18 protein-coding genes and 1 pseudogene are annotated in these 20,774 nt (G+C 69.7%); 4 read left to right on the top strand and 15 right to left on the bottom strand.

Going from position 1 to position 20,774, the window contains the following annotated elements; genetic code table 11:
- Positions 1-7: 7 nt before the first annotated feature.
- The 5 genes from arsC to SNAS_RS19430 all read right to left on the bottom strand — a co-directional run bounded on the left by arsC (position 8) and on the right by SNAS_RS19430 (position 3,725).
- Entirely contained in the window at positions 8-355 is a 348-nt protein-coding gene (arsC, locus tag SNAS_RS19410) for an arsenate reductase (glutaredoxin) (protein ID WP_013019159.1), read from the bottom strand.
- Positions 352-1,719, bottom strand: coding sequence for an FAD-dependent oxidoreductase (locus SNAS_RS19415; protein WP_013019160.1), 1,368 nt, complete (start codon positions 1,717-1,719; stop codon positions 352-354). The genes arsC and SNAS_RS19415 overlap by 4 nt, the downstream gene beginning before the upstream one ends.
- Positions 1,716-2,279 carry a TetR/AcrR family transcriptional regulator gene (locus tag SNAS_RS19420; RefSeq protein WP_013019161.1) on the bottom strand — a complete coding sequence of 188 codons (564 nt, stop codon included), beginning with the start codon at positions 2,277-2,279 and terminating at the stop codon, positions 1,716-1,718. The genes SNAS_RS19415 and SNAS_RS19420 overlap by 4 nt, the downstream gene beginning before the upstream one ends.
- A 111-nt stretch (positions 2,280-2,390) precedes the next feature.
- Positions 2,391-2,792: a RidA family protein gene (locus tag SNAS_RS19425; RefSeq protein ID WP_013019162.1), complete on the bottom strand. Its 402-nt coding sequence runs from the start codon at positions 2,790-2,792 to the stop codon at positions 2,391-2,393.
- Between the two features lie 21 nt (positions 2,793-2,813).
- Positions 2,814-3,725 (bottom strand): NAD(P)-binding domain-containing protein, encoded by a 912-nt coding sequence (locus tag SNAS_RS19430; RefSeq protein ID WP_083787168.1) that lies wholly within the window; start codon positions 3,723-3,725, stop codon positions 2,814-2,816.
- A gap of 26 nt (positions 3,726-3,751) precedes the next feature.
- On the opposite strand from SNAS_RS19430, the gene SNAS_RS19435 reads away from it, so the two are divergent.
- Entirely contained in the window at positions 3,752-4,684 is a 933-nt protein-coding gene (locus tag SNAS_RS19435) for a LysR family transcriptional regulator (protein WP_013019164.1), read from the top strand.
- A 49-nt stretch (positions 4,685-4,733) separates the two neighbouring features.
- A complete protein-coding gene (locus SNAS_RS19440) occupies positions 4,734-6,086 on the top strand; it encodes a DUF7927 domain-containing protein (protein ID WP_013019165.1) in 1,353 nt (450 codons plus the stop codon).
- A gap of 244 nt (positions 6,087-6,330) precedes the next feature.
- Here SNAS_RS19440 and SNAS_RS19445 read toward each other — a convergent pair whose 3' ends face one another.
- Entirely contained in the window at positions 6,331-7,821 is a 1,491-nt protein-coding gene (locus SNAS_RS19445; RefSeq protein ID WP_013019166.1) for a peptide MFS transporter, read from the bottom strand.
- A gap of 319 nt (positions 7,822-8,140) precedes the next feature.
- Between SNAS_RS19445 and SNAS_RS19450 the strand changes: the two genes are divergently transcribed.
- A complete protein-coding gene (locus SNAS_RS19450) occupies positions 8,141-8,479 on the top strand; it encodes an RNA polymerase-binding protein RbpA (RefSeq protein ID WP_013019167.1) in 339 nt (112 codons plus the stop codon).
- A gap of 14 nt (positions 8,480-8,493) precedes the next feature.
- On the opposite strand, the gene SNAS_RS33010 is transcribed toward SNAS_RS19450, so the two are convergent.
- The 9 genes and pseudogenes from SNAS_RS33010 to kdd all read right to left on the bottom strand — a co-directional run bounded on the left by SNAS_RS33010 (position 8,494) and on the right by kdd (position 19,115).
- Positions 8,494-9,111: an FxsA family protein gene (locus SNAS_RS33010; RefSeq protein ID WP_013019168.1), complete on the bottom strand. Its 618-nt coding sequence runs from the start codon at positions 9,109-9,111 to the stop codon at positions 8,494-8,496.
- A gap of 13 nt (positions 9,112-9,124) precedes the next feature.
- Positions 9,125-9,910, bottom strand: a pseudogene (locus SNAS_RS37360) (polyprenol monophosphomannose synthase); the annotation flags it as partial.
- 23 nt (positions 9,911-9,933) lie between these two features.
- A complete protein-coding gene (lnt, locus tag SNAS_RS19460) occupies positions 9,934-11,754 on the bottom strand; it encodes an apolipoprotein N-acyltransferase (protein WP_013019169.1) in 1,821 nt (606 codons plus the stop codon).
- A 550-nt stretch (positions 11,755-12,304) separates the two neighbouring features.
- Positions 12,305-13,669 carry a glutamate mutase L gene (locus SNAS_RS19465; RefSeq protein ID WP_013019170.1) on the bottom strand — a complete coding sequence of 455 codons (1,365 nt, stop codon included), beginning with the start codon at positions 13,667-13,669 and terminating at the stop codon, positions 12,305-12,307.
- A 74-nt stretch (positions 13,670-13,743) separates the two neighbouring features.
- Complete coding sequence (gene kal, locus SNAS_RS19470) at positions 13,744-14,130, bottom strand: 3-aminobutyryl-CoA ammonia lyase (RefSeq protein ID WP_013019171.1); 387 nt, start codon at positions 14,128-14,130, stop codon at positions 13,744-13,746.
- Positions 14,127-14,873 (bottom strand): lysine 5,6-aminomutase subunit beta, encoded by a 747-nt coding sequence (gene kamE / locus SNAS_RS19475; protein ID WP_013019172.1) that lies wholly within the window; start codon positions 14,871-14,873, stop codon positions 14,127-14,129. Before kamE ends, kal begins: the two co-directional genes overlap by 4 nt.
- Entirely contained in the window at positions 14,870-16,447 is a 1,578-nt protein-coding gene (gene kamD, locus SNAS_RS19480) for a lysine 5,6-aminomutase subunit alpha (protein WP_013019173.1), read from the bottom strand. The genes kamE and kamD overlap by 4 nt, the downstream gene beginning before the upstream one ends.
- A 5-nt stretch (positions 16,448-16,452) precedes the next feature.
- Entirely contained in the window at positions 16,453-17,991 is a 1,539-nt protein-coding gene (locus SNAS_RS19485) for an amidohydrolase (RefSeq protein ID WP_013019174.1), read from the bottom strand.
- 5 nt (positions 17,992-17,996) lie between these two features.
- Entirely contained in the window at positions 17,997-19,115 is a 1,119-nt protein-coding gene (kdd, locus tag SNAS_RS19490; protein ID WP_013019175.1) for an L-erythro-3,5-diaminohexanoate dehydrogenase, read from the bottom strand.
- Between the two features lie 129 nt (positions 19,116-19,244).
- On the opposite strand from kdd, the gene SNAS_RS19495 reads away from it, so the two are divergent.
- Positions 19,245-20,672 carry a KamA family radical SAM protein gene (locus SNAS_RS19495; RefSeq protein ID WP_013019176.1) on the top strand — a complete coding sequence of 476 codons (1,428 nt, stop codon included), beginning with the start codon at positions 19,245-19,247 and terminating at the stop codon, positions 20,670-20,672.
- Positions 20,673-20,774: the final 102 nt, after the last annotated feature.

The raw sequence follows: 20,774 nt of genomic DNA on the forward strand, positions 1-20,774 counted from the left end.
TGAGGGGTCAGAGGATGTCGTTAACGAGTTCGGTGGGACGGGCGAGTCGGGTTCCCTTGTCCGTCACCACGAACGGACGCTCGATCACGGCCGGGTTGTCGGCCATGATGCCGATGACCTCGTCGTCGGACAGGTCCGGGTTGTCCAGGCCGAGTTCCTTGTAGAGCGCGTCCTTGCGCCGGGCCGCGTCGCGGGGCGCCAGTCCGGCGTCGGCGATCAGTTTCGCCAGTTCTGCCTTCGACGGCGGGTCCTTGAGGTACTCGACGACGGTCACCTCGGCACCGGACTGGTTGACCAGGTCGAGGGCCTGCCGGGACTTGCTGCAACGTGGATTGTGGAAGACGGTCGCTTTCATGGACGTGAGGCTATCCGGCCGTCGTCGGTGTCCGACGTCGCAGGTGGCGCGTCCGAGCCGGTGCGCGGCGGTTCGGTCCAGCGGGTCTTGAACACCGCCCGGCGCAGCGGCGGCACGGCGCCGCACACGCGCATGAAGGTGCGACCGCCGAGGCGCGCGATCCGCCCCGACAGCGCCTGCCGGGCTCGCGTCACCGAGGTGTCGACGGCCGCGAAGCCGTGCTTGAGCATCTCCTTCTCGTATCCGGCCACCGCCTCGCGCAGCGACGAGCGTCCCCTGTCGACGTCGGTGAGCGCGCGGCACAGGAGCGCCGCGTCGCGCAGCGCGGTGTTGGCGCCGACGCCGCCGGTGGGCGGCATGCTGTGGATCGCGTCGCCCAGCAGGGTGATATTGCCGGTCGGCCAGGGTTTCACCTTGGTGGCGGCCCGGAACGCGAAGGCGTTGATCGTGTCGGGCGCGGTTTCGGCCAGGACGCGCCGCAGCCGTTCGTCCCAGTCGCGGGCGCGCTCCAGCACCAGGTCGCGCAGGACGGTGCCGGGGCTGTCGATGTCGACCGTGCCGGTGGGCAGGACGAACGCCCACATCATGTAGTCGGTGTTCTCGAAGTGCCGGAACAGTTCGGCAACGTCCAGCCCCGCCGCGGCGATGTCCTCGGCCAGCAGTGCCCGTGCATCGGTTTCGGTGTGGCGGCGTTGAAACGCGGCCGTGAACAGGAAGTCGCGCGGCGGCATGATGACGTTGAGCCCGGCCGCCAGGTGGTGCGGCAGCCAGTCGGCACCGGCCAGCGGCAGTTTGCCGCCGATGCCCATCGCGCCGACGTCCACACGCGAGGCCGCGGGAAGGACGCGGCGCCGCAGCCGGGAGTTGGCGCCGTCGGCGGCCACCACGAAGTCGGCCTCGGCGCTGGTGCCGTCGGCGAAGTTGACGCGCACTCGGCCGTCGTCGAGTTGTTCGTGGTCGACGAACTCCTTGCCGAATCGCACCCGGTCCCCCAGGCCCGCCAACAGGATCTGCCGCAGGGTGACGCGGCTGGCCGCGTGGTGGCCGCTGGCGGGGTCGTCGTGGCCGCCCCGGAAGATCTCCGGCTCGACCAGGCACAGTGGTGCGAGTTTCTCGGTCAGGAACCCGAAGCCCGCCGTTCCCGCCTCACCGGCGGTCGCGACGAACGCGTTCCACAGTGGCTCGGGGAGGCACTCGGCCAGCGCCGCGCTGCCGTTCGGGTCGATGTGGACACGGTATCCCTGCTCGCGGGAGGTGACGGTGGCGTCGCGTTCGTAGACGGTGAAGTCGATTCCGGCGCGGGCCAGGCCCTGCGCCAGGCACAGTCCGCCGTTGCCGCCGCCGATGATGGCGATCGTGGTCATGGTCGTTCCTCACGGGGAGTCAGCAGCCGCAGCAACTCGTCGATGGCCGCGGCGGCGCGATCGGGGTCGGGTGCGAAGGAAGCGCCCTTGACGGCCGCGATCACCAGTTCGGCGGCGGCCTCGGGGTCGGTGTCGGAGTGCCAGCCGGGTTGGCGGAACAGGGTGGTCGTGGTGTCGCGCCACCGGTTGTCGCGTTCGGCCAAAATGGCGCGGATGTTGTCGTCGCGGGTCGCGCGCAGGTCGAGTTCACGCAGGACGATGAACAGGCGGGGACGCTCACGCATGAGGCGTACCAACAGGTTGAGGTGATCGCGCAGCTGCTCGGCGGGGCTGCCGGTGAGTGGTTTGCCGGTGCGGAACGGGGCGATCGCGTGGTCGACGACGGCCGCGATCAGGTCGGCCTTGGTGGCGAAGTGGTGGTGGACGGTGGAGTGGTCGATGCCGACGGCGCGGGCCACCGCGCGGGTGCGCAGGCCCTCGAAGCCGTTGGCGGCGATCTCGTCGAAGGCGGCCTCCACCAGCTGTTGCCTGCGGTCGGTGCTGGCCGTGGGTTTCGGCATGTATCGATCCTCGTCTCTCAACCAACCGGTTGGTGGAGACGTTAGCACGCCGGTTCGACGCATGCCAAACGGTGGACGCGCGATCCGCGCGTCCACCGTGGATTAAAGGACTCAGGCGGCGATCACCGCGACGACTTCGACCTCCAGCAGCGCGCCGGGACGGAACAGCCGTGTCACCTCGACGGTGGTGCTGGTCGGGGGTTCGCCGTCGAAGTAGGTGCGGCGCACGTCGCCGTACTCCCGCAGTCTGTCCATATCGGTCAGGAAGGTGCGGATGTTGACGATGTCGTCGAATCCGGCGCCGTGGGCGGCCAGCAGCTTGCCGATGATCTCCATGACCACATGCGACTGTTTGGTCATGTCGCCGGGCGCGACCACCTCGCCGTCGTGGTCGAGGGCGATCTGCCCGGACAGGTGCAGCGTGACGGAGTCGCCGGACTCCACTTTGATGACGTTGGTGTAGTGGCCACCGGGTTTCGGCGCGGCCTCGGGGTTGTCGTAGGTCTTGCGCATGGGTTTTCCTCTCCGGTGTGGTTATTCGAAGGTCGCGACGGCCTGACGCACGACCGTCCACAGTCCTGCCTGTGCGTCGGATTCGGCGACCTGGTTGAGGTGGGCCTCCACGGCCTGGAAGACCGCGAGGCCCTCGGCGGACTCGTGGGCCAGCCGGACGTCCTTGGCGGCCAGGTAGACCGGGAAGTCGCCGCCGTCGGGGTCGTAGCGCCGCAGGGCCGGGCTCAACGGGGTCTGTGACAGCAGTTCGCGGGTGGCGGCCTCGTCGAGACCCAGCTGGGCGGCCAGCGCGAAGCTTTGCGCCAGCACCGTCGCGGTGGCGATCATCGCGGCGTTGACGACGAGTTTGGCCGCCGAACCGCCGCCGATCGCGCCACAGTCGACGATCGTTCCCAGGTGCTCCAGCACCGGACGGGCCCGGTCCACGTCGGACTTGGCGCCCGCCGTCAGGATCGCCAGCGATCCCGCCAGCACCTGCGGCACGCTGCCCTTGACCGGCGCGTCCAACAGCGGCAGTGCGTGGTGTTTCGCGGCCAGCGCCCGGGTCTCGTCCGGCGAGATGGTGGACATCTGGACCACCACCGCCTCGCTTCCGAGCGCCGGGACCACCTCGGCCAGCACCTCGGCCACCGCCGGGCCGTCGGCCAGCATGACCAGCACCAGATCGGCTTCGGTGACCGCTTCGGCGGCGCTGGCCGCGACGGTGGCCCCGGCCGCGCGGGCCGCCTCGCAGCGCGCCGGATCGCGGTTCCACACCCTCACGTCGGCGTCGTGTTCGCGCAGCCGCGCCGCCATCGCGGCGCCCATGCGTCCCTGTCCCAATATCGCCGTGGTCGGCATCGTCGGTTTCCTCACTGGTGATCCGGTGTGAACGGTTGCGACGCTATGCTCGAACCAGCCATTCGACCAACGAATGTTTCGCATGAGATCCATGCGGAATGCGCATAACTGGAGCTCCCATGGAAACCGCCTGGCTCGAGGTGTTCCGCGCCATAGCCCGCACCGGGTCCTTCACCGCCGCCGCCAAGGACCTCGGCTACACCCAGTCGGCGATCTCCCGTCACGTCGCGGCACTGGAGTCCGAGATGGACGCCGTGCTGTTCCACCGGCTGGCGCGGGGCGTGCGACTGACCGAACCCGGCCGATTCCTGTTGGGACACGCCGAGGCCGTCCTGGCGAGGCTCAATGAAGCCAAAAAGGACATCGGTGACGTTCGACGGCTCGCCGCCGGTCGGGTGCGGGTCGGTTCCTTCGCCACCGTGGGTGTGACGCTGGTGCCGCAGGCGATCGCGCGGTTCACCGCCGCGCACCCCGACGTCACCGTCACCCACCTCGACGACCTGACCCGACAACTGGCCCCGCGCGTCGCCCGCGACGAACTGGACGTGGCCGTCCTCAATGGCTACCCACCGCAGATCGCGGCACTGCCACCGCTGAGCTTGCGGAAACTGTGCGACGAACCGATGTCCGTCGCGCTGCCCGCCGGGCACCGGCTCGCCGACCGCCGACGCGTCAGGCTCACCGAACTGGCCGACGAGAACTGGATCGCGGGCAACCCCACCCCCGAGGACACCCTCATCAGCGCCGCGCTGCGCCAGGGCTTCGCGCCACGCATCGCCTACGTGGCACGGGAATGGACCGCCAAGCAGGGCTTCGTGGCGGCGGGCCTGGGGGTGACGCTGATCCCGGCGCTGGCGGCGGCGTCGATACGACCCGACATCGCACTGGTGCCTGTGGACTCCGCGACCACGCCGGTGCGCGGGATCTACGCGGCCACCGCGCCTGAAATCGAACCGGCACCGGCGGTCCGGGCCTTCGTGGACGTCCTGTGTGCACAGGCGGAACGACTCGTCAAAGAGCTAAACATCCAAATACCCGGAAACCGTAACTGAAAGTGCTCACCTCATTACACTCAGGCCAACGGTGTTGTGAGGATGTCCCATGAAGCTGTTTCGGCACACGCGTCTCACGATCACAGCGGTAGCGGTCACGGCGATCGCGATCAGCACGAGCATCGGCGTCACCGGCACCGGTGCCGACGCCGCGATCACCGATTCCGGGCTCGCGTCACGGTTCTCCGCCGACCTGTACGGCGACGTCACGACGATCGGCAACCGGGAACCCGCCTGCGGCCACGACTGCGCCGAAGCCAGTTCGGCGCGGCTGCGCATCCCCGAGGGCGCCACGGTCGCGCACGCGCGACTGTCGTGGGCCAGCGGCCTGGGCGAGGCGTGCCGAACCGACGCCCCGACGGCGTCGACGCGGCTGCGCGTCGGCGACGCCGAGGCGGCCACGGTGCCGGGCCGGGTCACCGGCGGCGACACCGCTGAGGCGGACGTGACGAAGCGACTGTCCGGGCTGGCGGGCGGCACCGCCGTCACCGTCGAGGGCGTGCGCGCCGGGGACTGCGCGGCAGGCTGGAGCCTGACCGTGGCCTACGAGCTGCCGCGCGGCCGGGCCGACGGCGTCGTCAAGCGACACGTCGCCATCTACGGGGGCGCGCTGACCGCGTCCGAGTCCGCGCTGCGGCTGGACGGGTTCCGGCGCTTCGGCACCGCCGCGCCGCGCCTGAGCGCCACCGGATACGGCGACACCCGACTGAGCGTCAACGGCACCGCGATCGCCCCGGCGGGGTCCCACATCACCGACACGCCGCTGCCCGAAGGCGTCATCGCCGCGGGCGACACCTCGGCCGACATCGGCATCAGCGGCGCCGAACCGCTGCTCCAGCAGGTCGCGCTGTCGGTACCGGTGCCCGACGTCAGTATCAACGCGACCGCCACACCCCAGCGGATCGGCCCCGGCGACACCGTCGTCCACACCATCACGGTCACCAACAACGGCGACGCCCCCGTCGAGGACGCGTCGTTCCGCGTCGACCTGTCGCGGGCACTGGACGACGCCACCCGCCCCTTCGACGTCACCGCCAGCACCGGCGAGTCCGTGTTCAAGGGCCGATCCCTGAAATGGACCGGCACGCTCCCGGCCGAGGCCACCGCGACGCTGACCTACTCGGTGACGGTCAAGAACCCCCGTCCCGGCGACGGCAAGCTGGAGAGCACCGTCATCGGCGGCACCGACACCAACTGCTCGGCCAAGAAGCCCGCGTCCGAGTGCTTCGTGAAGCTGAGCTTCCCGCCCCGGCCCAAGGTGGACGTCAACGACTCCGGCACCGGCATCTTCCTGCCGGTGACCGGCGCGCCTGTGGGCGGCCTGTTCGCGCTCGCGACGGTCGCGCTGCTCGGCGGCGCGGCACTGTGGCTGGCCTCGCGACGGCCGGGCCGCGCGCGCTGACGCGCCGCGCAAGACGGCAGCGGGACCAGGCGGGCTGACGTGCCCGCCGCGCGGGAAACGGCCGGGCCGCACCCGTTGAAGCACCCGCCGCGCGAGGGGCCGTGCCGAGCGGCCGGGCTCCCGCGTTGGCCGCGCGCGCTGACGTGCCGCGCGAGGCGACGGGACGGGCCGCAGCCGTTGAACCGCCGCGCGAAGCGCCGGCGGGGCCGCGCCGAGCGGCCGGGCTCCGCGTCGGTTGAACCCGCTAGTGGATACCGCGCATGAGGCTGCGCAGCGCTCTGGCGAACAGCACCGCGAACAGGCCCAGCGCGAGGCTGGCCCCGCCCAGGATGCTGAAGTAGCCCGGGTCGCCCAGCGGTCCCTGGAGCCGGGCCACCTGGCCGCCGATCGCGTCGCCGACCGCGTTGGCCAAGAACCACAGGCCCAGCATCTGCGACAGGTATCCGGCGGGTGCCAGTTTGGTGGTCGCCGACAGCCCCACGGGGCTGAGCGACAGCTCACCGGCGACCTGGATCGCGTATACCGCCACGATCCACAGTGGTGACACCTTCTCGCCGCCGACGGCCGCCATCGCGGCGAAGCTCATCAGGATGAACGCGACCCCGTTGAAGATCAGACCGAAGCAGAACTTCACCGGCGTCGACAGCCGGTGCCCCAGCCGCAGCCACACGATGGCCGCCAGCGGCGAACCGATAATGATCAGGATCGGGTTGATGGACTGCAACATCGCCGCCGACACCTGCCCCACCAGCGGCAGGTCCAGGTCGACGTCCTTCTCGGTGAACAGGTTGATCACCGAACCGGCCTGGTCGTAGATCAGCCAGAACGCCGCGGCGAACACGAACAGGTACACGTAAGCGTGCACCCGGCTGCGTTCGACCGAGGTCATACCCGGGTCGGCGAACATCCGGACGAAGTACACGACCGCCACGATGATCGGCACGAAGGTGATGACGAGCAGGATCGCCGTGGACGAGCCCATCCCGGCCACGTCGGTCAGCACCCACACCGCCGCCACACAGGCCGCGATCGACAGCACACCGCCGATCAGCACGTTGCGGACCAGTTTCGCCGACTCGCCCTCCACCAACGGCTTGACGACCTCCCGGCCGAGGTCGCCCATGCCGCGTCCGCCGACGACGTACCAGATGACGGCGATGGTCATGCCGACCCCGGCGGCGGCGAAGCCCATGTGCCAGCCGACGTTCCCGGCCAGGTAGCCGGTGATCAGCGGCGCGACGAAACCGCCGATGTTGATGCCCATGTAGAACAGCGAGAACCCGGCGTCGCGGCGCGGATCGTCGCGAGGGTACAGCTCCCCCACCATCGCCGACATGTTCGGCTTCAGCAGACCGGTGCCGCACACGATCAGCACCAGGCCGAGGAAGAACGTCGGCTGCCACGGCAGCGCCAGGCTGTAGTGGCCCAGTGCGATGATGACCCCGCCCCACAGCACCGAGCGTCGGGCGCCGATCAGCCGGTCGGCGATCCAGGCACCCGGCAGCGCCATGAGGTACACGAAGCCGTTGTAGACGCCGTACAGGGCGTTGGCGTCCCCGGCCGCCCATCCCCAGCCGCCGTTGGCCACCGAGGCGGTCAGGAACAGCACCAGGATGGCGCGCATGCCGTAGAAGCTGAAGCGTTCCCACAGTTCGGTGGAGAAGAGCGTCGCCAGGGCCCAGGGATGTCCGAAGAAGCTACGGTCGTTCGAAGCGGTGGTTGTGCCTTCGGTCATCGCGGACCCCCATCACGACGCTGTGAACCCGGTGGACGCAGGTAGTGTTATGCCCGATTTGCGGACATCATGAACCGTATGTGGTTTTGCCCACGTCCCGCGTCATTTCCGGAGGCAAAGCGTGTCTGTATAGACGGTGATGAAAAAATCCACGCGCCCCGCGACGCCCGGTCCGGAAACATTTCGCTTTCAGGGGTCGTTACACTGTGCGCCGCGTTGTGCCTGGCGACCTCACGGCAGAACACGACAATGGCGAGCAGGTGCGCGAAACAGCAGTGAATCAATTGACAGACGTTCATAAGAGGGGAAGGCCACGACGATGAGCGAACGGATGCTACGCGGTAGCAGGCTGGGTGCGATCAGCTACGAGTCCGACCGCAACACCGAATTGGCACCGCGGCAGACGCGCGATTTCGTGTGTGCGCGGGGGCACCGCTTCGAGGTGCCGTTCGCGGTGGAGGCCGAGGTCCCCGCGACCTGGGAGTGCCGCCTGGACGGCACGGTGGCGAAGCTTGTCGACGGTGAGGAGCCGGAGGGCAAGAAGGCCAAACCGCCGCGCACCCACTGGGACATGCTCCTGGAGCGCCGCAGTACCGACGAACTCGAGGAGATCCTCAAGGAGCGGCTGGCGGAGATGCGCGCGCGCCGGGGCGAATAGGCCCTCGCGGATCTTCACCTCGACACGGTCGTTAACGGGTCCTGGCTGTCTGGCAGCTGCCGGGGCCCGTTTTGCTGCGGCCGGGGTTTGTCGTCGGTCACGTCGACGACCTCACCGTCCAGGACCTCGCCGTCGATGACGGCGTCCGGGTCGTGGGCCGCGTCGGGTTTGGGGGTCCCCCAGCCGGTGTTGACCACGCGCGGGCCGAACAGCCGCGACACCGACGGCGAGTCCATCCGCTTCGACACGAACCGGGTCACCAGCGACCGCCACAGGAACCGGGTCGGCGGGAAGACGCACAGCAGCCCCACCACGTCGGTGAGGAAACCCGGCAGGATCAACAGGATCGCGCCGACGACGCCGATCGTGCCCGAGATCGCCGCCGGTCCGGGCGGTTCGTTGCGCGACACCGCCTCCCGGTAGTCGCGGGCCGCCTTGGTGCCCACCGCTCCGAGACTGACGATGCCCAACACCGTGGTGGCCCCGAACAGCAGGATCGTCCACAACGGCCCGATGCTCGTCCACAGCAGATACAGCGTGACGAGTTCGGCGGCCGCGTAGATCGCGAACGTCAGCCGGGCACGATAACTCGGCCGACGTGGTTGCCCCGGTACTTCGTGCGGACTGGTCACGGTCGCTGCGAGCCTTTCCGGTGAACAGGCGCGCGACGCGGTGGAAACGGTGTCGCAGTCCCCAGCCGGTGACCCGCCACAGGGCCTCCCTGGCAATGGAACCGCTCATCTTGGACTCGCCGCGTTCGCGTTCGACAAAGGTGATCGGTACTTCGTCGACCTGAAAACCCGCCTTGACGGCGCGCCACGCCAGGTCGATCTGAAAACAATACCCTCGCGGTGGAGTCCACCCGGATGTGATCTTGTCCAATACGGCCATCCGGTACGCCCGGTAACCGCCGGTGGCGTCCTTGACCGGGATGCCCAGCACCATCCGGACGTAGATGTTGCCGCCCCGGGACAGGAACTGGCGGTGGAACGGCCAGTTGACGACCTCGCCGCCGGGGATGTAACGCGAACCCAGCACGACGTCCGCGTGCGACAGCTGGTCCAGCAGCCGGTGCAGCTGCTCGGGGCCGTGCGACCCGTCGGCGTCCATCTCGCAGGCCACGTCGTAGCCGTGGTCGCGGGCCCAGTTGAACCCGGCCAGATAGGCCGCCCCCAGGCCGCCTTTGCCCGGCCGGTGCAGCACGTGGACGTTGCCGTCGGCGGCCGACAGTTCGTCGGCGATGTCCCCGGTGCCGTCGGGGCTGTTGTCGTCCGCGATGAGGATGTGAACCTGCGGTACCGATTCACGCACCCGCGCCACGATGATGCGGATGTTCTCCTTCTCGTTGAAGGTCGGGATGATCACGAGCACCCGCCCCGCGCCCGGATACTCCTCGGCCTCGGACCCTGGGTTCGCCTGCTGCTCGGTCACCTGTGCTCGCCTTCTGTGTCGGCCTACGTGTCACCGGCCTTCACCACGGCCGGTCCGGAAGTGTCGGATGTTCGGCGCCGACGCAACACCACGGCGGCGGCCAGGACACCCACGGCCGCCACACAGGCGGCGAACTCCGGTATCTCACCGAGCCTCGTCGCAGGTGTTTCGCCCGTACCAAGACTAAAAGTTCGGACGATAACGGCGGAGGTGTTGAAGGAGGTCTGATCGTAAACAGCTCCGGAAGCGTCGGTGAATCCTGAGACACCCACTGTGGACACCATGAGTCCCGGGCGGCCGTGTTCGATCGAACGCAGCCGCACCATCGCCATCTGCTGGGTGGCCTCGGCGTTGTTGAACGACGCGTTGTTGGTCTGCACCGCGAGGATCTGCGAGCCCTCGGTCACCGAGGTGCGCACCAGGTCGTCGTAGGCGACCTCGAAGCAGATGATGCCCGACACCGTCAAACCGGCCGCCGGGATGACGCCGGGTTTGTCGCCGGGAGTGAAGCCGTTGACCCGGTCGATGCCCTCGACCATCCGCTCGTCGATGAGCCCGGCCACCGCGCGAACGGCGGGTTTCATCGGGATGTACTCGGCGAACGGCACCGGGTGCTGTTTGGTGTAGGTGAAACCCGGTCCCTTCTCGGGATCCCACACGACCGAGACGTTGCGGATGCCGTCGCCGTCGCGTTGCAGTGTCCCCAACAGGATCGGAACGTCGACGGCCTTGGCGGCGCTGGAGATCAGCCGGGCGGCCTCGGCGTCGGAGAACGGGTCGATGTCGGAGGAGTTCTCGGCCCACACCACCAGTTCGGGTTTGTCGACCTTCTTGGCCTTGATGTCCTTGGCGAGCTTCTTCGTGCCCTTGACGTGGTTCTTCAGCACCTGGAACTTGTGCTCGAACACGTCGATGCCGCCGGTGCGCGGGATGTTGCCCTGCACCAGCGCGACGGTGGTCTTGTCGCCGGACGGCGCGGTGGTCCACGTCGGGACCACCAGCCCCGCGAGCACGATCAGCACAGCCGCGCCAACGAGAGCCGCCGCGGTGACAACGCGGCGCTGCCCGGTGTCGGCGGCTCGCGGCCGGGCCGGGGTCGCGCGGCCGTCGGCCACCGCGCTCGGCAGTCCGGCCCCGTCGTTGTCGGCCGCGGTCGCCAGCGGCCGGTTCGTGCCGTCGGCAGCCGTGGGGGCGACGCCGCCACGCCAGCTACGCCAGGCCGCCAGCGCCAGCAGCCCGCCGCAGGCCGCGACGGCGAAGGTCACCAGCGGGGCGCCGCCCAGCCACGCGAACGACGCCAACGGCGAGTCGGCCTGGCTGAAGGCCAGCCGTCCCCACGGGAAACCGCCGAACGGCGTCCGGTCGCGCAGCGCCTCCTGCCCGACCCACAGCACGCCGACGGCCAGCGGCCACCAGGCCCGGAAGCGGTCGGCGAAGCGGCTCGACAGGGCGCTGGCCGCGCCCAGGAAACCGAAGTACAGCGCCTGCAACAACGACAGCATGATCCAGGGAAACGGACCCAACTGGGTGGAGGTCCAGCTCAACAACGGCAGGAAGAACGCCAGCCCCGCCAAGAAGCCGATGCCCAGCCCGCCCCGGAACTTGCGGCGGTGACAGGCGATCGCGAACAGCGCGACAGCGGGCGGCGCCATGAACCACAGGTTGATCGGCGGGAACGCCAACAGCAGCAACCCGCCGGACGCCAGCGCGACCAGCGCGGCGGCGCTGAACGACAGTCGCGGCCCGCCGATGCCCGGCGCCCGCCACCAGGGGTCCGGCGGCGGTGCCGACGGAGTCCCGTCCGATGGCGTCGTGTCGGTGGCGTCGGTGATCGTGGTGGTCACGGATTCTGCGTCTCCTCGCGAGGGGGTCTCGTCGATTCTGACGCATGCGCGTCGAACATCCATGGCCCGAGTGGGCAAATGGCACCGCGGTGGCCAGCGGTTCGGAAGTGGCGATGTGAGAAGTCCGGGCACGGCAAAGGGGCGTAGCCACGGCCACGCCCCTCGCACGGTGTTCTCCCAGTCCCTGTACGGCCGGCACCGCCACGATTTCTCCGCCCCGCCTTCGGACCAACTTCGTACCGACAGGCTGTCCGGCACAAAGCTGTTGTCTACTGGTGACGCGTGTCCATCATGTCTGATGCCATACGGCGACCGCCCCGCACCGCTCCGCCGACCCCCGCGCCCTGGACCTGGCCGCCGGCGGCAATGCGGCCGCGTTGCCACCGATTGTCCAGTCAGCGAAGGAGCAAAGCGAGTCGAGTCGCCCCCGACTTAAAAGGACGAAGCTTGTGGGCCCCGCCCTCTTGGACGTTAGAAACCGTAATCCCTGCCCCCCTATGGCTGTCAACCGGGTCCGAGAAATTGGCAGTGCCAATTATGTTTTCGCAGGTCAGACCGAATGGGAAAGATGGCGGTCCAGGAGTGTCGCGGCCAGGTCGGGGTGGTGGTGCGCCAGTAGCCCGGCGGCACCGAGCACGTAGGAGGTATCGATGACCGTCACTGGATTTTCGGGCAGCGGATAACCACCCGCCGTGTCGCCGCACACGGCCTGCCGCAGGGCCTCGCCCGCGGCCGCGCCATGGTTCCTCAGGACGCCGCCGGAGCCGATGACGTATGAAACCTGGCGCAGGTCCTTTCCGCCCCGCAGCGGCGCCTGTGGGCCGCCCAGACGCTCCCCTCGGGCATGGCGCCGCAGTGCGATGGTGATGGCCAGCCGGGTCAGCCGCAGGTCGACGGCGATCTCGGCGGCGGTGTCGGGCAGCCAGGACGGTGCCTCGGCTCGGCGGGCGGCGGCCTCGCGCAGTGGCTCGGCCTCGCCGGGCTCCAGCAGCGCCTCGGTCTCGGCGGCGGCCACGATGCCCGGCGCGGTGTGCCGCAGTCCGAGGTCGCCTTCGACGGTGCGCGAGCGCCACGCGGTTCCGGCGACCTCGCGACGCGGGCCGGACAGTTCGGCGTCGGGGGTCAGCACCGAGTACACGTCGGTGGTGGCGCCGCCGACGTCGACGACGACCAGGTCGCCGTGGGACTCGGCGAGCACTTCCACTCCGGACAGTACGGCGTCGGGAGTGGCCGAACGCACCAGCGCGGCAAAGGATTCCCGGTCCGACAGGTGTTTGCCCGCGATGACGTGTTTGAGGAACGCCTCGCGCAGCGCGATTCTGGCCGGTGCCGGGTTGAGCTGTCCGATGCGGGGCAGGACGTTGTCCACTGCGGTCACATGGAGTCCGGCCTTGGTGAGGATCGCGGTGACCTCGGTGGCGGCGGCGGTGTTTCCGGCCAGCACCACGGGAAGCCGCAGTCGTTCGTCCGATGCGGACGCCGCCGCCAGCGTGTGCGCGTGTTCGATGAGGACCGTCGCGTCGCCGCCGTCGGTACCACCGGCGAGCAGCAGGATGTCCGGGGCGGTGGTGGTGAGTTTCCGGATTGCCTCGGTTTCGATATACCCCGAAATAATGGCGACAACCCGGGCCCCGGCCGACAACCCGGCCCGGTGCGCGGCGGTCGCGGTGACCAGCGGCTCGTTGCCGATGACGCCCAACCGCAGGCCGCCACCGGCCGAGGAACAGACCAGCAGTTCGGTGCTGGCCCCGGACGGCAGCTCCGCCTCGACCCGCTCGCGGGCGGCGTCCAGGCCGTCGAGGACGTCGGTGTCGATGGTGGTGCGGTGGGCGGCGGTGCCGTACAGCCGCCCGGTCTCGGCGTCCACGGCGGCGACCTTGGTGTAGGTCGAGCCGACGTCAGCGCACACGATCACCTCGGCGGCGCCGCGATCCCGGCCCGGCCGCGCCTCGGTCGGACCGTCGGCCGCGCCGTCGCCGCGACCGTTCGTCACGACTTCGGCGGTACGACGACGGTGCCGGTGGCGGTCGTCGCCGTGATCGGCTCGGCCAGCACCTCGGCGGCCGACTCCCCGCGATCGGGACGGCCCCGGCACACGACCCGCAGCGTGAAGTCGATGGTGCGGCTGCGGGAGCCCACCCGGGTCACCACGGCGGTGGCCTCCACGACGTCCCCGGCCCGCACCGGCGCCTTGAACTGCACGTCCGAATAGGACGCGAACAGGCCCTCGTCGCCGTCGCCCACGACGCACACCTCGGTGGCGACGTCGCCGAACATGGCCAGCCCGTAGGCGCCGTCGACGAGGTTGCCCGCGTAGTGGGCGTGGCTGTATGGCACGTACCGGCGGTGCGTGACCGTCAGTCCTTCGCGGCTCATGCGACGAGTTCCTTCGACGTGATGAGTTTGTGGGTGATGTAGCTGGCGACGTCGGCGGGCGTGGTGCCCCGACTGAAGATCCGGTCGACACCCAGCTCGTCGGCCATGGTCTCGTCGAACCGCGGCCCGCCGATGATCAGCAGCGGCCGCTTCTCGGGCGGCAGCGCCTCCCGAAACGCCGCCGACAGCTCCCGGGTGTTGTGCAGGTGCGCGTCCCGCTGCGTCACCACCTGCGAGACCAGCACCGCGTCGGCCTCCTCGTCCACGGCCCGGTTGACCAGGTCCGGCACCGCCACCTGGGCGCCCAGGTTGAGCACCCGCAGCTCCCGGTAGTACTCCAGGCCCTTCTCCCCCGCGAAGCCCTTGATGTTGAGGATCGCGTCGATGCCCACGGTGTGGGCGTCGGTGCCGATACAGGCGCCGACCACGACGAGCTTGCGGCCCAGCCGCTCCTTGACGATCGCGTTGACCTCCTTGGCGCCCAGCAGCGGATAGTCGCGTTCGACGACGTTGACGTCCTCCAGGTTCACCAGGTGGCTCACCTTGCCGTACACGACGAAGAAGGTGTGCGAGTCGCCCATCTGCTGCGCGTGCACCACCATCGCCGGGTCCATGCCCATTTTGGACGCGAGCTGGGCGGCGGCGCCCTCGGCGCGTTTGTCGTGCTTCACCGGCAGTGTGAACGACATCTGCACCATGCCGTCGCCGGTCGTGTCGCCGTAGGGGCGGACGATGTTGCTCACGCTGCCTCCTTCTGTCCGGCTTCCAGCAGTTCGGTGGCCGGGTTGTAGTAGTCCTCGGCGTGCTTCTCGACGCCGTCGAGGCCGCGACCGGCGTCGGCGGGGCGTTTCATGATGCCGAAGGTGCCGTCGGCGATGGCGTTGAGCAGGCCGTCGTCGACGATCTTGTCCAGCAGGTCGACGGCCTCGTCCAGCACGAACCTGGCCCGGTTGGCGATGAAGCCGTCGGCCGGTGGATGGAAGTCCTCGACGAGGCCGCCGCAGGCGTTGAGGACGTAGCGGACGTTCTGCAGCGCGATGTCGCGGTCCGACAGCCACGGGGTCACCACGGCCTCGGTCATCATGCCCACCAGCAGGATGCCCTGCCCGGTCATGGCCCCGGCGAGGTTGAAGAAGCCGTCCAGCAGGTTGCCCTTGAAGACGTCGCCGGTCATGTGCCGGGTGGGCGGCATCCACTTCAGCGGCGCGTCGGGGAACAGCTGCCGCGCCAGCATCGCGTGGGCCAGTTCCATCCGGAACGAGTCCTTCAGGTCCGGGTTGATCTCGAAGGCGTGGCCCAGGCCCAGCAGTTCGTCCGGCAGTCCCGCCTCGTGGGCGAAGTACTCGTTGAGCAGCTGCGAGACCGTGACGGTGTGCGCGGCCTCCACGGCGTCGGCGGTGGTGAGGTAGTTGTCCTCGCCGGTGTTGATGATGATCCCGGCGCGGGCGTGGATCTGGCGCGACAGCCGCTGGTCCACGAAGGTGCGGATCGGGTTGATGTCGCGGAACAGGATGCCGTACATGCAGTCGTTGAGCATCATGTCCAAGCGGTGCATGCCCGCCAGCGCCGCGATCTCGGGCATGCACAGGCCGGACGCGTAGTTGCACAGCCGGATGTAGCGGCCCAGTTCCCGGCTGGTCTCGTCCAGGGCGGCGCGCATCAGCCGGAAGTTCTCGCCGGTGGCGTAGGTTCCGGCGAAGCCCTCGCGGGTGGCGCCCTCGGGGACGTAGTCCAACAGGGACTGTCCGGTGGAGCGGATGACGGCGATGACGTCGGCTCCGGCCCGGGCGGCGGCCTGTGCCTGCGGGATGTCCTCGTAGATGTCGCCGGTGGCCACGATCAGGTAGATCCAGGGACGCTGCTTGGGGTTGCCGACCTCGTCGATGAGCTGGTCGCGCTGGGCGCGGGCGGCGTCCATGCGGGCGATGCCGCCCGACACGGCGATGCGGGCGGCCTCCTTGGCGGCTTCGGCGTCCTTGCCGGTGGGGATGGAGAAGTGCAGCGAACCGGCGGCGGCCTTGTGCGCCAACATGGTCAGGTCGTGGTGGCCCTCGGACACCAGCGCGTGGAACACCGGCAGCGCGACGCCGTGCTCGATGCCCACATCGGAGCGGACGGCGTCGGCCAGCCGGTTCACCCACGGGATGCCGTCGCCGTCGGCGCCGGTCAGGCCCGCCAGCCGCAGCACCGTGCGCTCCACGGCGACGGTGGTGTGGCTCTTGGCCATGTCCACGACCGGCTGGCCCGCGCGCCGCGCGAGTTTGCGAGCCCGGTCGATGGTGCCGTCGTCGAGCGGCAGCCGCGCCAGTTGGTTCATTCCTGTTACTCCTCGTCGAAGATGACCGTGCCGTTGTGGACGGTGCGGCGGCAGCGCGGGTTGACCGAGTCGGGGCCGACGTCGGGAAGCCCGGGCTGGCGGTGGTCCCACACCGCCAGGGTCGCGGGCGCTCCGGGCGCCAGCACCCCGGCCTCGTCGTCGCCGGTGGCGCGCCAGCCGCCCCGGGTGTGGGCGGCGAAGGCGGCGGTGGGCGACAGCCGCTGCGATGGGTTGTGGTGGTTGACCGCGGCGCGCACTCCGCCCCACGGGTCCAGCGGCGTGACCGGGCTGTCGGAGCCCAGTGCCAGCGGGACGCCGACCCCGGCCAGCGAGCCGAAGGGGTTGGCGGCCAGTGAGCGTTCGGCGCCCAGGCGGGTCGCGTACATGGCCTCGGTGCCTCCCCAGCGGGCGTCGAAGGACGGCTGCACGCTCGCGTACAGTCCGAAGGAGACGAACCCGGCGATCATCTGCTTGTCGAGCAGCTCGGCGTGTTCGACCCGGTGGCGTCCATTGCGGATGACCTCCAGGCCCACGGTCTGCGCGGCGGCGGCGATGCCGGTGAGGACATTATGGATGGCCTGGTCGCCGATGGCGTGGAACCCGCCCTGCAGGCCCTGTCCGGAGCAGTTGATGATGTGCTGCTCGACGTCCTCGGCCGACAGGTAGGCGTGGCCGGTGGTGTCGGCGTCGGCGTAGGGCTGCGTGACGGCGGCGGTGTGGGCGCCGATCGAACCGTCCACCGACAGGTCACCGGCGCAGGCGTGGGCGCCCAGTTCCCGGGCCTTGGCGGCGGCGCACAACTCTCCCCAGTAGCCGAACACGCGCGGCAGCGGCTCGCCGGAGGCGGCCAGTGCCAGCAGTCCGGTGAAGTCGTCCTCGCCGACGCTGGAACCCGGGGTCACCATCCCGCACTCGACGACCGCGGCGATGCCGAGACTTGCCGCGTGCTTGAGCGCCACCCGTTGCACCTGGGTGCGCTGGGTGTCGGGGATGGCGGCCGCCGCGGCTGCCCGGGCGGCCTTGTGGGCGTGCAGCGTCAGCACGCCGGAGTCGTCGTAGCCTTCCAGTTCGGCCAGGTCGGGGCGCTCCAGCAGCAGTGCCGCCGAGGCGATGCCGGTGTGTCCGCAGGTGCGCGACAGGTAGGCGCGACGGCCACCCACCGCGCGCGCCAGTTCGACGCCGGTGGGCAGCGCCGGGTCGTCCCACTCGGTCTCGTCGAAACCGTGCCCCATGATGATCGCGTGCTGCGACGTCGCCTTGGCGGCGTCGGCGACCCGGTCCAGCAGCTCGGTGGCCGAGCCGGTGCCGTCCAGGTTCAGGCCCGACAGCGCGTTGCCGGTGCCGGTGACGTGCGCGTGCGAGTCGACGAAGGCCGGGGTGACCAGGCAGCCGTCCAGCTCGACGGTCTCGTCGGCGGCGGGCGCGTCGGCGTCGACTCCCAGCCAGCTGACCCGTCCGTCGGTGATCGCCAGCGCGGTCGCGTTCGGGTAGGCGGGGCTGAGGACGTGTCCGCCGCGGTACAGGGTGGTGTGAGTTGCGTTCATGGCTGTCAGTCTGCCGATGTCCGGGCGCTGAACGCCGAGCGGGCGCCGGGGTGGGACCGCACCAGGTCGAGCGCGTAGGCGGCGTGCCCGGGTGTGTAGCCGTTGCCGATGAGCATCTCGACGTCGGCGGCCAGTCCCTCGGCGCCCAGCGCGGCGGTGGGGAAAGAGGTGGCCATGGAGAAGAAGATGACGGTGCCGCCCTCGGCGGTCGACAGGATGGCGCCGTGTTCGCAGCCGGGCACGTCGACGCACACGACGGTGATGTCGGCGCCGGTGATCATCTGGCGGCGTTCGGCGTCGGTGAGCATGTCGTTGGCGCCGGGGTCGTCGGCGGCGGCCAGCCGGTCCAGGACGGCGGCCGACACGGCTACCGCGTCGGTGGCGTCGGCGACGGCGATCTCGTCGGTGAGTCCGCGCGCGGCCAGGGCCTTCGCCTCGGCGGCGGTGCGGACGATGCCCACGGCGGTGCCCGCGCCCCGGTCGCGGGCGGCGGCCAGCGACAGGGTGCCGCTCTTTCCGGCCGCGCCCAGTACCGCCACCGACGGGGCCTTGCCGGTGGCGCGGCGGTGCCGCTCGACCACCCGGGCGGTCATGGCGGGGGCGCCGCACACGTCGAAGACGGCAAGCGCCTCGGTGTCGGGCAGGTCTTCGGGAAGAACGGCGGCGATGGAGCGGGCGAACAGGATGGCGTGCCCGTCGCAGGGAACCTGTTCGGAGCCGCCGTCCCAGTCGGCCAGCTCGTCGTGGATGGCCAGCGGGGTCAGCGTCAGCGACACCAGGGTCGCGACCTTGTCCCCGGCCTTGAGCCCCAGCGGCGATTCCGGTCCGGCCTCCTCGACGGTGCCGATGAGCATGCCGCCCGAGCCCGTGACCGGGTTGTGCATCTTGCCGCGTTCGGCGATGATCTCGCGCACCGCGCGACGCACGGCCGCTCCGTCGCCGTCGTGCGCCTCGCGCAGCTGCCGGTACGAGGCCGCGTCCAGATTGAGGCGCTCGACACGTATCCGCACCTCGTCGGGCCGGATCTCGGGGCTGGCGTCCAGGCGCAGCGCCGCCTGCGGCAGCACTCCGACGGGCTCCAGCACCCGGTGCAGGCCGATGGGCGAACCGGACGGGACAGGCATGTCCACCTCCACCTTTACTTTGGGGTTCGGCTGAGGATAGCCGAAAAATCTCCGTCAGAGTACCTTGACATATGGAAGTCTTCCGCTATTGTCTCGCGGAGGCAGTGGAATCTAGCGAAGGTGGTCGCGATGTCGCACCAGTTGACGGGCCAGCCGTACGAATACAAGCGCACCCCCCTGGTCGAGCCCGACTGGCGACGCTTCCCGGGCTGGGCCGAGGTCACCGAGGAGGAGTGGTCCAGCGCACAGTGGCAGCGTGTCCATTGTGTCAAGAATGTGGCGCAGCTGCGCGGCGTCCTGGGTGACCGGGTCGACGACGCCTTCTACGACGACCTGGCCGCCGACGGCGACAAGCGCGCCACCATGTCGATGCTGCTGCCGCCGCAGATGCTCAACACGATCGCGCCGACGCTGGAGACGACCGCGCCGGGCTCGTGGACCGAGGCGTACTACGCCGACCCGATCCGCCGCTACATGCTGCCGGTCTTCTCCGACCGCCGCACCGACTGGCCCTCGCACCCGCACGCCACCCGCGACTCGCTGCACGAGCACGACATGTGGGTCGCCGAGGGTCTGACCCACCGCTACCCCACCAAGGTGCTGGCCGAGCTTTTGTCCACCTGCCCGCAGTACTGTGGACACTGCACCCGCATGGACCTGGTCGGCAACTCCACCCCCACCATCGACAAGCTGAAACTCAAGCTCAAGCCGATGGCGCGCTACGACGCCATGATCGAGTACCTGCAGTCCCACCCGGGCGTACGCGACGTGGTCGTGTCGGGCGGCGACGTGGCCAACGTCCCGTGGAAGAACCTGGAGAACTTCATCTCCCGGCTGCTGGAGATCGAGTCCATTCGCGACATCCGGCTGGCCACCAAGGCGCTGATGGGCCTGCCGCAGCACTGGCTTCAGGACGACGTCGTCGACGGCATGGGCCGGGTGGCCACCGTCGCCCGCGAACGCGGCGTGAACCTGGCCATCCACACCCACGTCAACCACGTCCAGTCGCTGACACCCACGGTGGCGCGGGCAGCGCGGGCGATGCTGGACGCGGGAGTGCGCGACGTCCGCAACCAGGGCGTACTCATGAACGGCGTCAACAACTCCCCCGAGGCCCTTTTGGACCTGTGCTTCGCCCTCCAGGGCGAGGCCAACATCCTGCCGTACTACTTCTACATGTGCGACATGATCCCCAACTCCGAGCACTGGCGCACCTCGGTGTCCGAAGCGCAGGCCCTGCAGACCGCCATCATGGGCTACCTGCCCGGCTACGCCACCCCGCGCATCATCTGCGACGTCCCGTTCGTGGGCAAGCGCTGGGTCCACCAGGTCGGCCGCTACGACGCCGAGCACGGCATCTCGTACTGGACCAAGAACTACCGCACCTCCATCGAGGCCGCCGACCCCGACGCGCTCACCCGCGAGTACCCGTACTACGACCCGATCCACACGCTGCCGGAAGCCGGTCAGGCCTGGTGGCGGGACCAGTTCCCGCCCAGCCAGATCGCCGAGGCCGGTCACGCCGCCGCCGCACTGTCCCGGGCCGCCAGCGTCTGACAGCCGTTGCGGCACAAAGAAACGAGATATTGACACACGTACATGTTTCAGATAGGCTCTGCCCAGGTTACTAACCTGTAAGTAAGTGCCCATCCATCCTCC

This window comes from Stackebrandtia nassauensis DSM 44728 (assembly GCF_000024545.1).
Lineage (GTDB): Bacteria > Actinomycetota > Actinomycetes > Mycobacteriales > Micromonosporaceae > Stackebrandtia > Stackebrandtia nassauensis.

Excerpts from the sequence above, each read along its gene's own strand:
- SNAS_RS19430 (WP_083787168.1), bottom strand. The coding sequence starts at position 3,725 with ATGGATCTCATGCGAAACATTCGTTGGTCGAATGGCTGGTTCGAGCAT.
- SNAS_RS19425 (WP_013019162.1), bottom strand. The coding sequence starts at position 2,792 with ATGCGCAAGACCTACGACAACCCCGAGGCCGCGCCGAAACCCGGTGGC.
- kdd (WP_013019175.1), bottom strand. The coding sequence starts at position 19,115 with ATGCCTGTCCCGTCCGGTTCGCCCATCGGCCTGCACCGGGTGCTGGAG.
- kal (WP_013019171.1), bottom strand. The coding sequence starts at position 14,130 with ATGAGCCGCGAAGGACTGACGGTCACGCACCGCCGGTACGTGCCATAC.
- arsC (WP_013019159.1), bottom strand. The coding sequence starts at position 355 with ATGAAAGCGACCGTCTTCCACAATCCACGTTGCAGCAAGTCCCGGCAG.
- SNAS_RS19445 (WP_013019166.1), bottom strand. The coding sequence starts at position 7,821 with ATGACCGAAGGCACAACCACCGCTTCGAACGACCGTAGCTTCTTCGGA.
- SNAS_RS19435 (WP_013019164.1), top strand. The coding sequence starts at position 3,752 with ATGGAAACCGCCTGGCTCGAGGTGTTCCGCGCCATAGCCCGCACCGGG.
- SNAS_RS19485 (WP_013019174.1), bottom strand. The coding sequence starts at position 17,991 with ATGAACGCAACTCACACCACCCTGTACCGCGGCGGACACGTCCTCAGC.
- SNAS_RS19420 (WP_013019161.1), bottom strand. The coding sequence starts at position 2,279 with ATGCCGAAACCCACGGCCAGCACCGACCGCAGGCAACAGCTGGTGGAG.
- SNAS_RS19440 (WP_013019165.1), top strand. The coding sequence starts at position 4,734 with ATGAAGCTGTTTCGGCACACGCGTCTCACGATCACAGCGGTAGCGGTC.
- SNAS_RS19450 (WP_013019167.1), top strand. The coding sequence starts at position 8,141 with ATGAGCGAACGGATGCTACGCGGTAGCAGGCTGGGTGCGATCAGCTAC.
- SNAS_RS19415 (WP_013019160.1), bottom strand. The coding sequence starts at position 1,719 with ATGACCACGATCGCCATCATCGGCGGCGGCAACGGCGGACTGTGCCTG.
- SNAS_RS19495 (WP_013019176.1), top strand. The coding sequence starts at position 19,245 with ATGTCGCACCAGTTGACGGGCCAGCCGTACGAATACAAGCGCACCCCC.
- kamD (WP_013019173.1), bottom strand. The coding sequence starts at position 16,447 with ATGAACCAACTGGCGCGGCTGCCGCTCGACGACGGCACCATCGACCGG.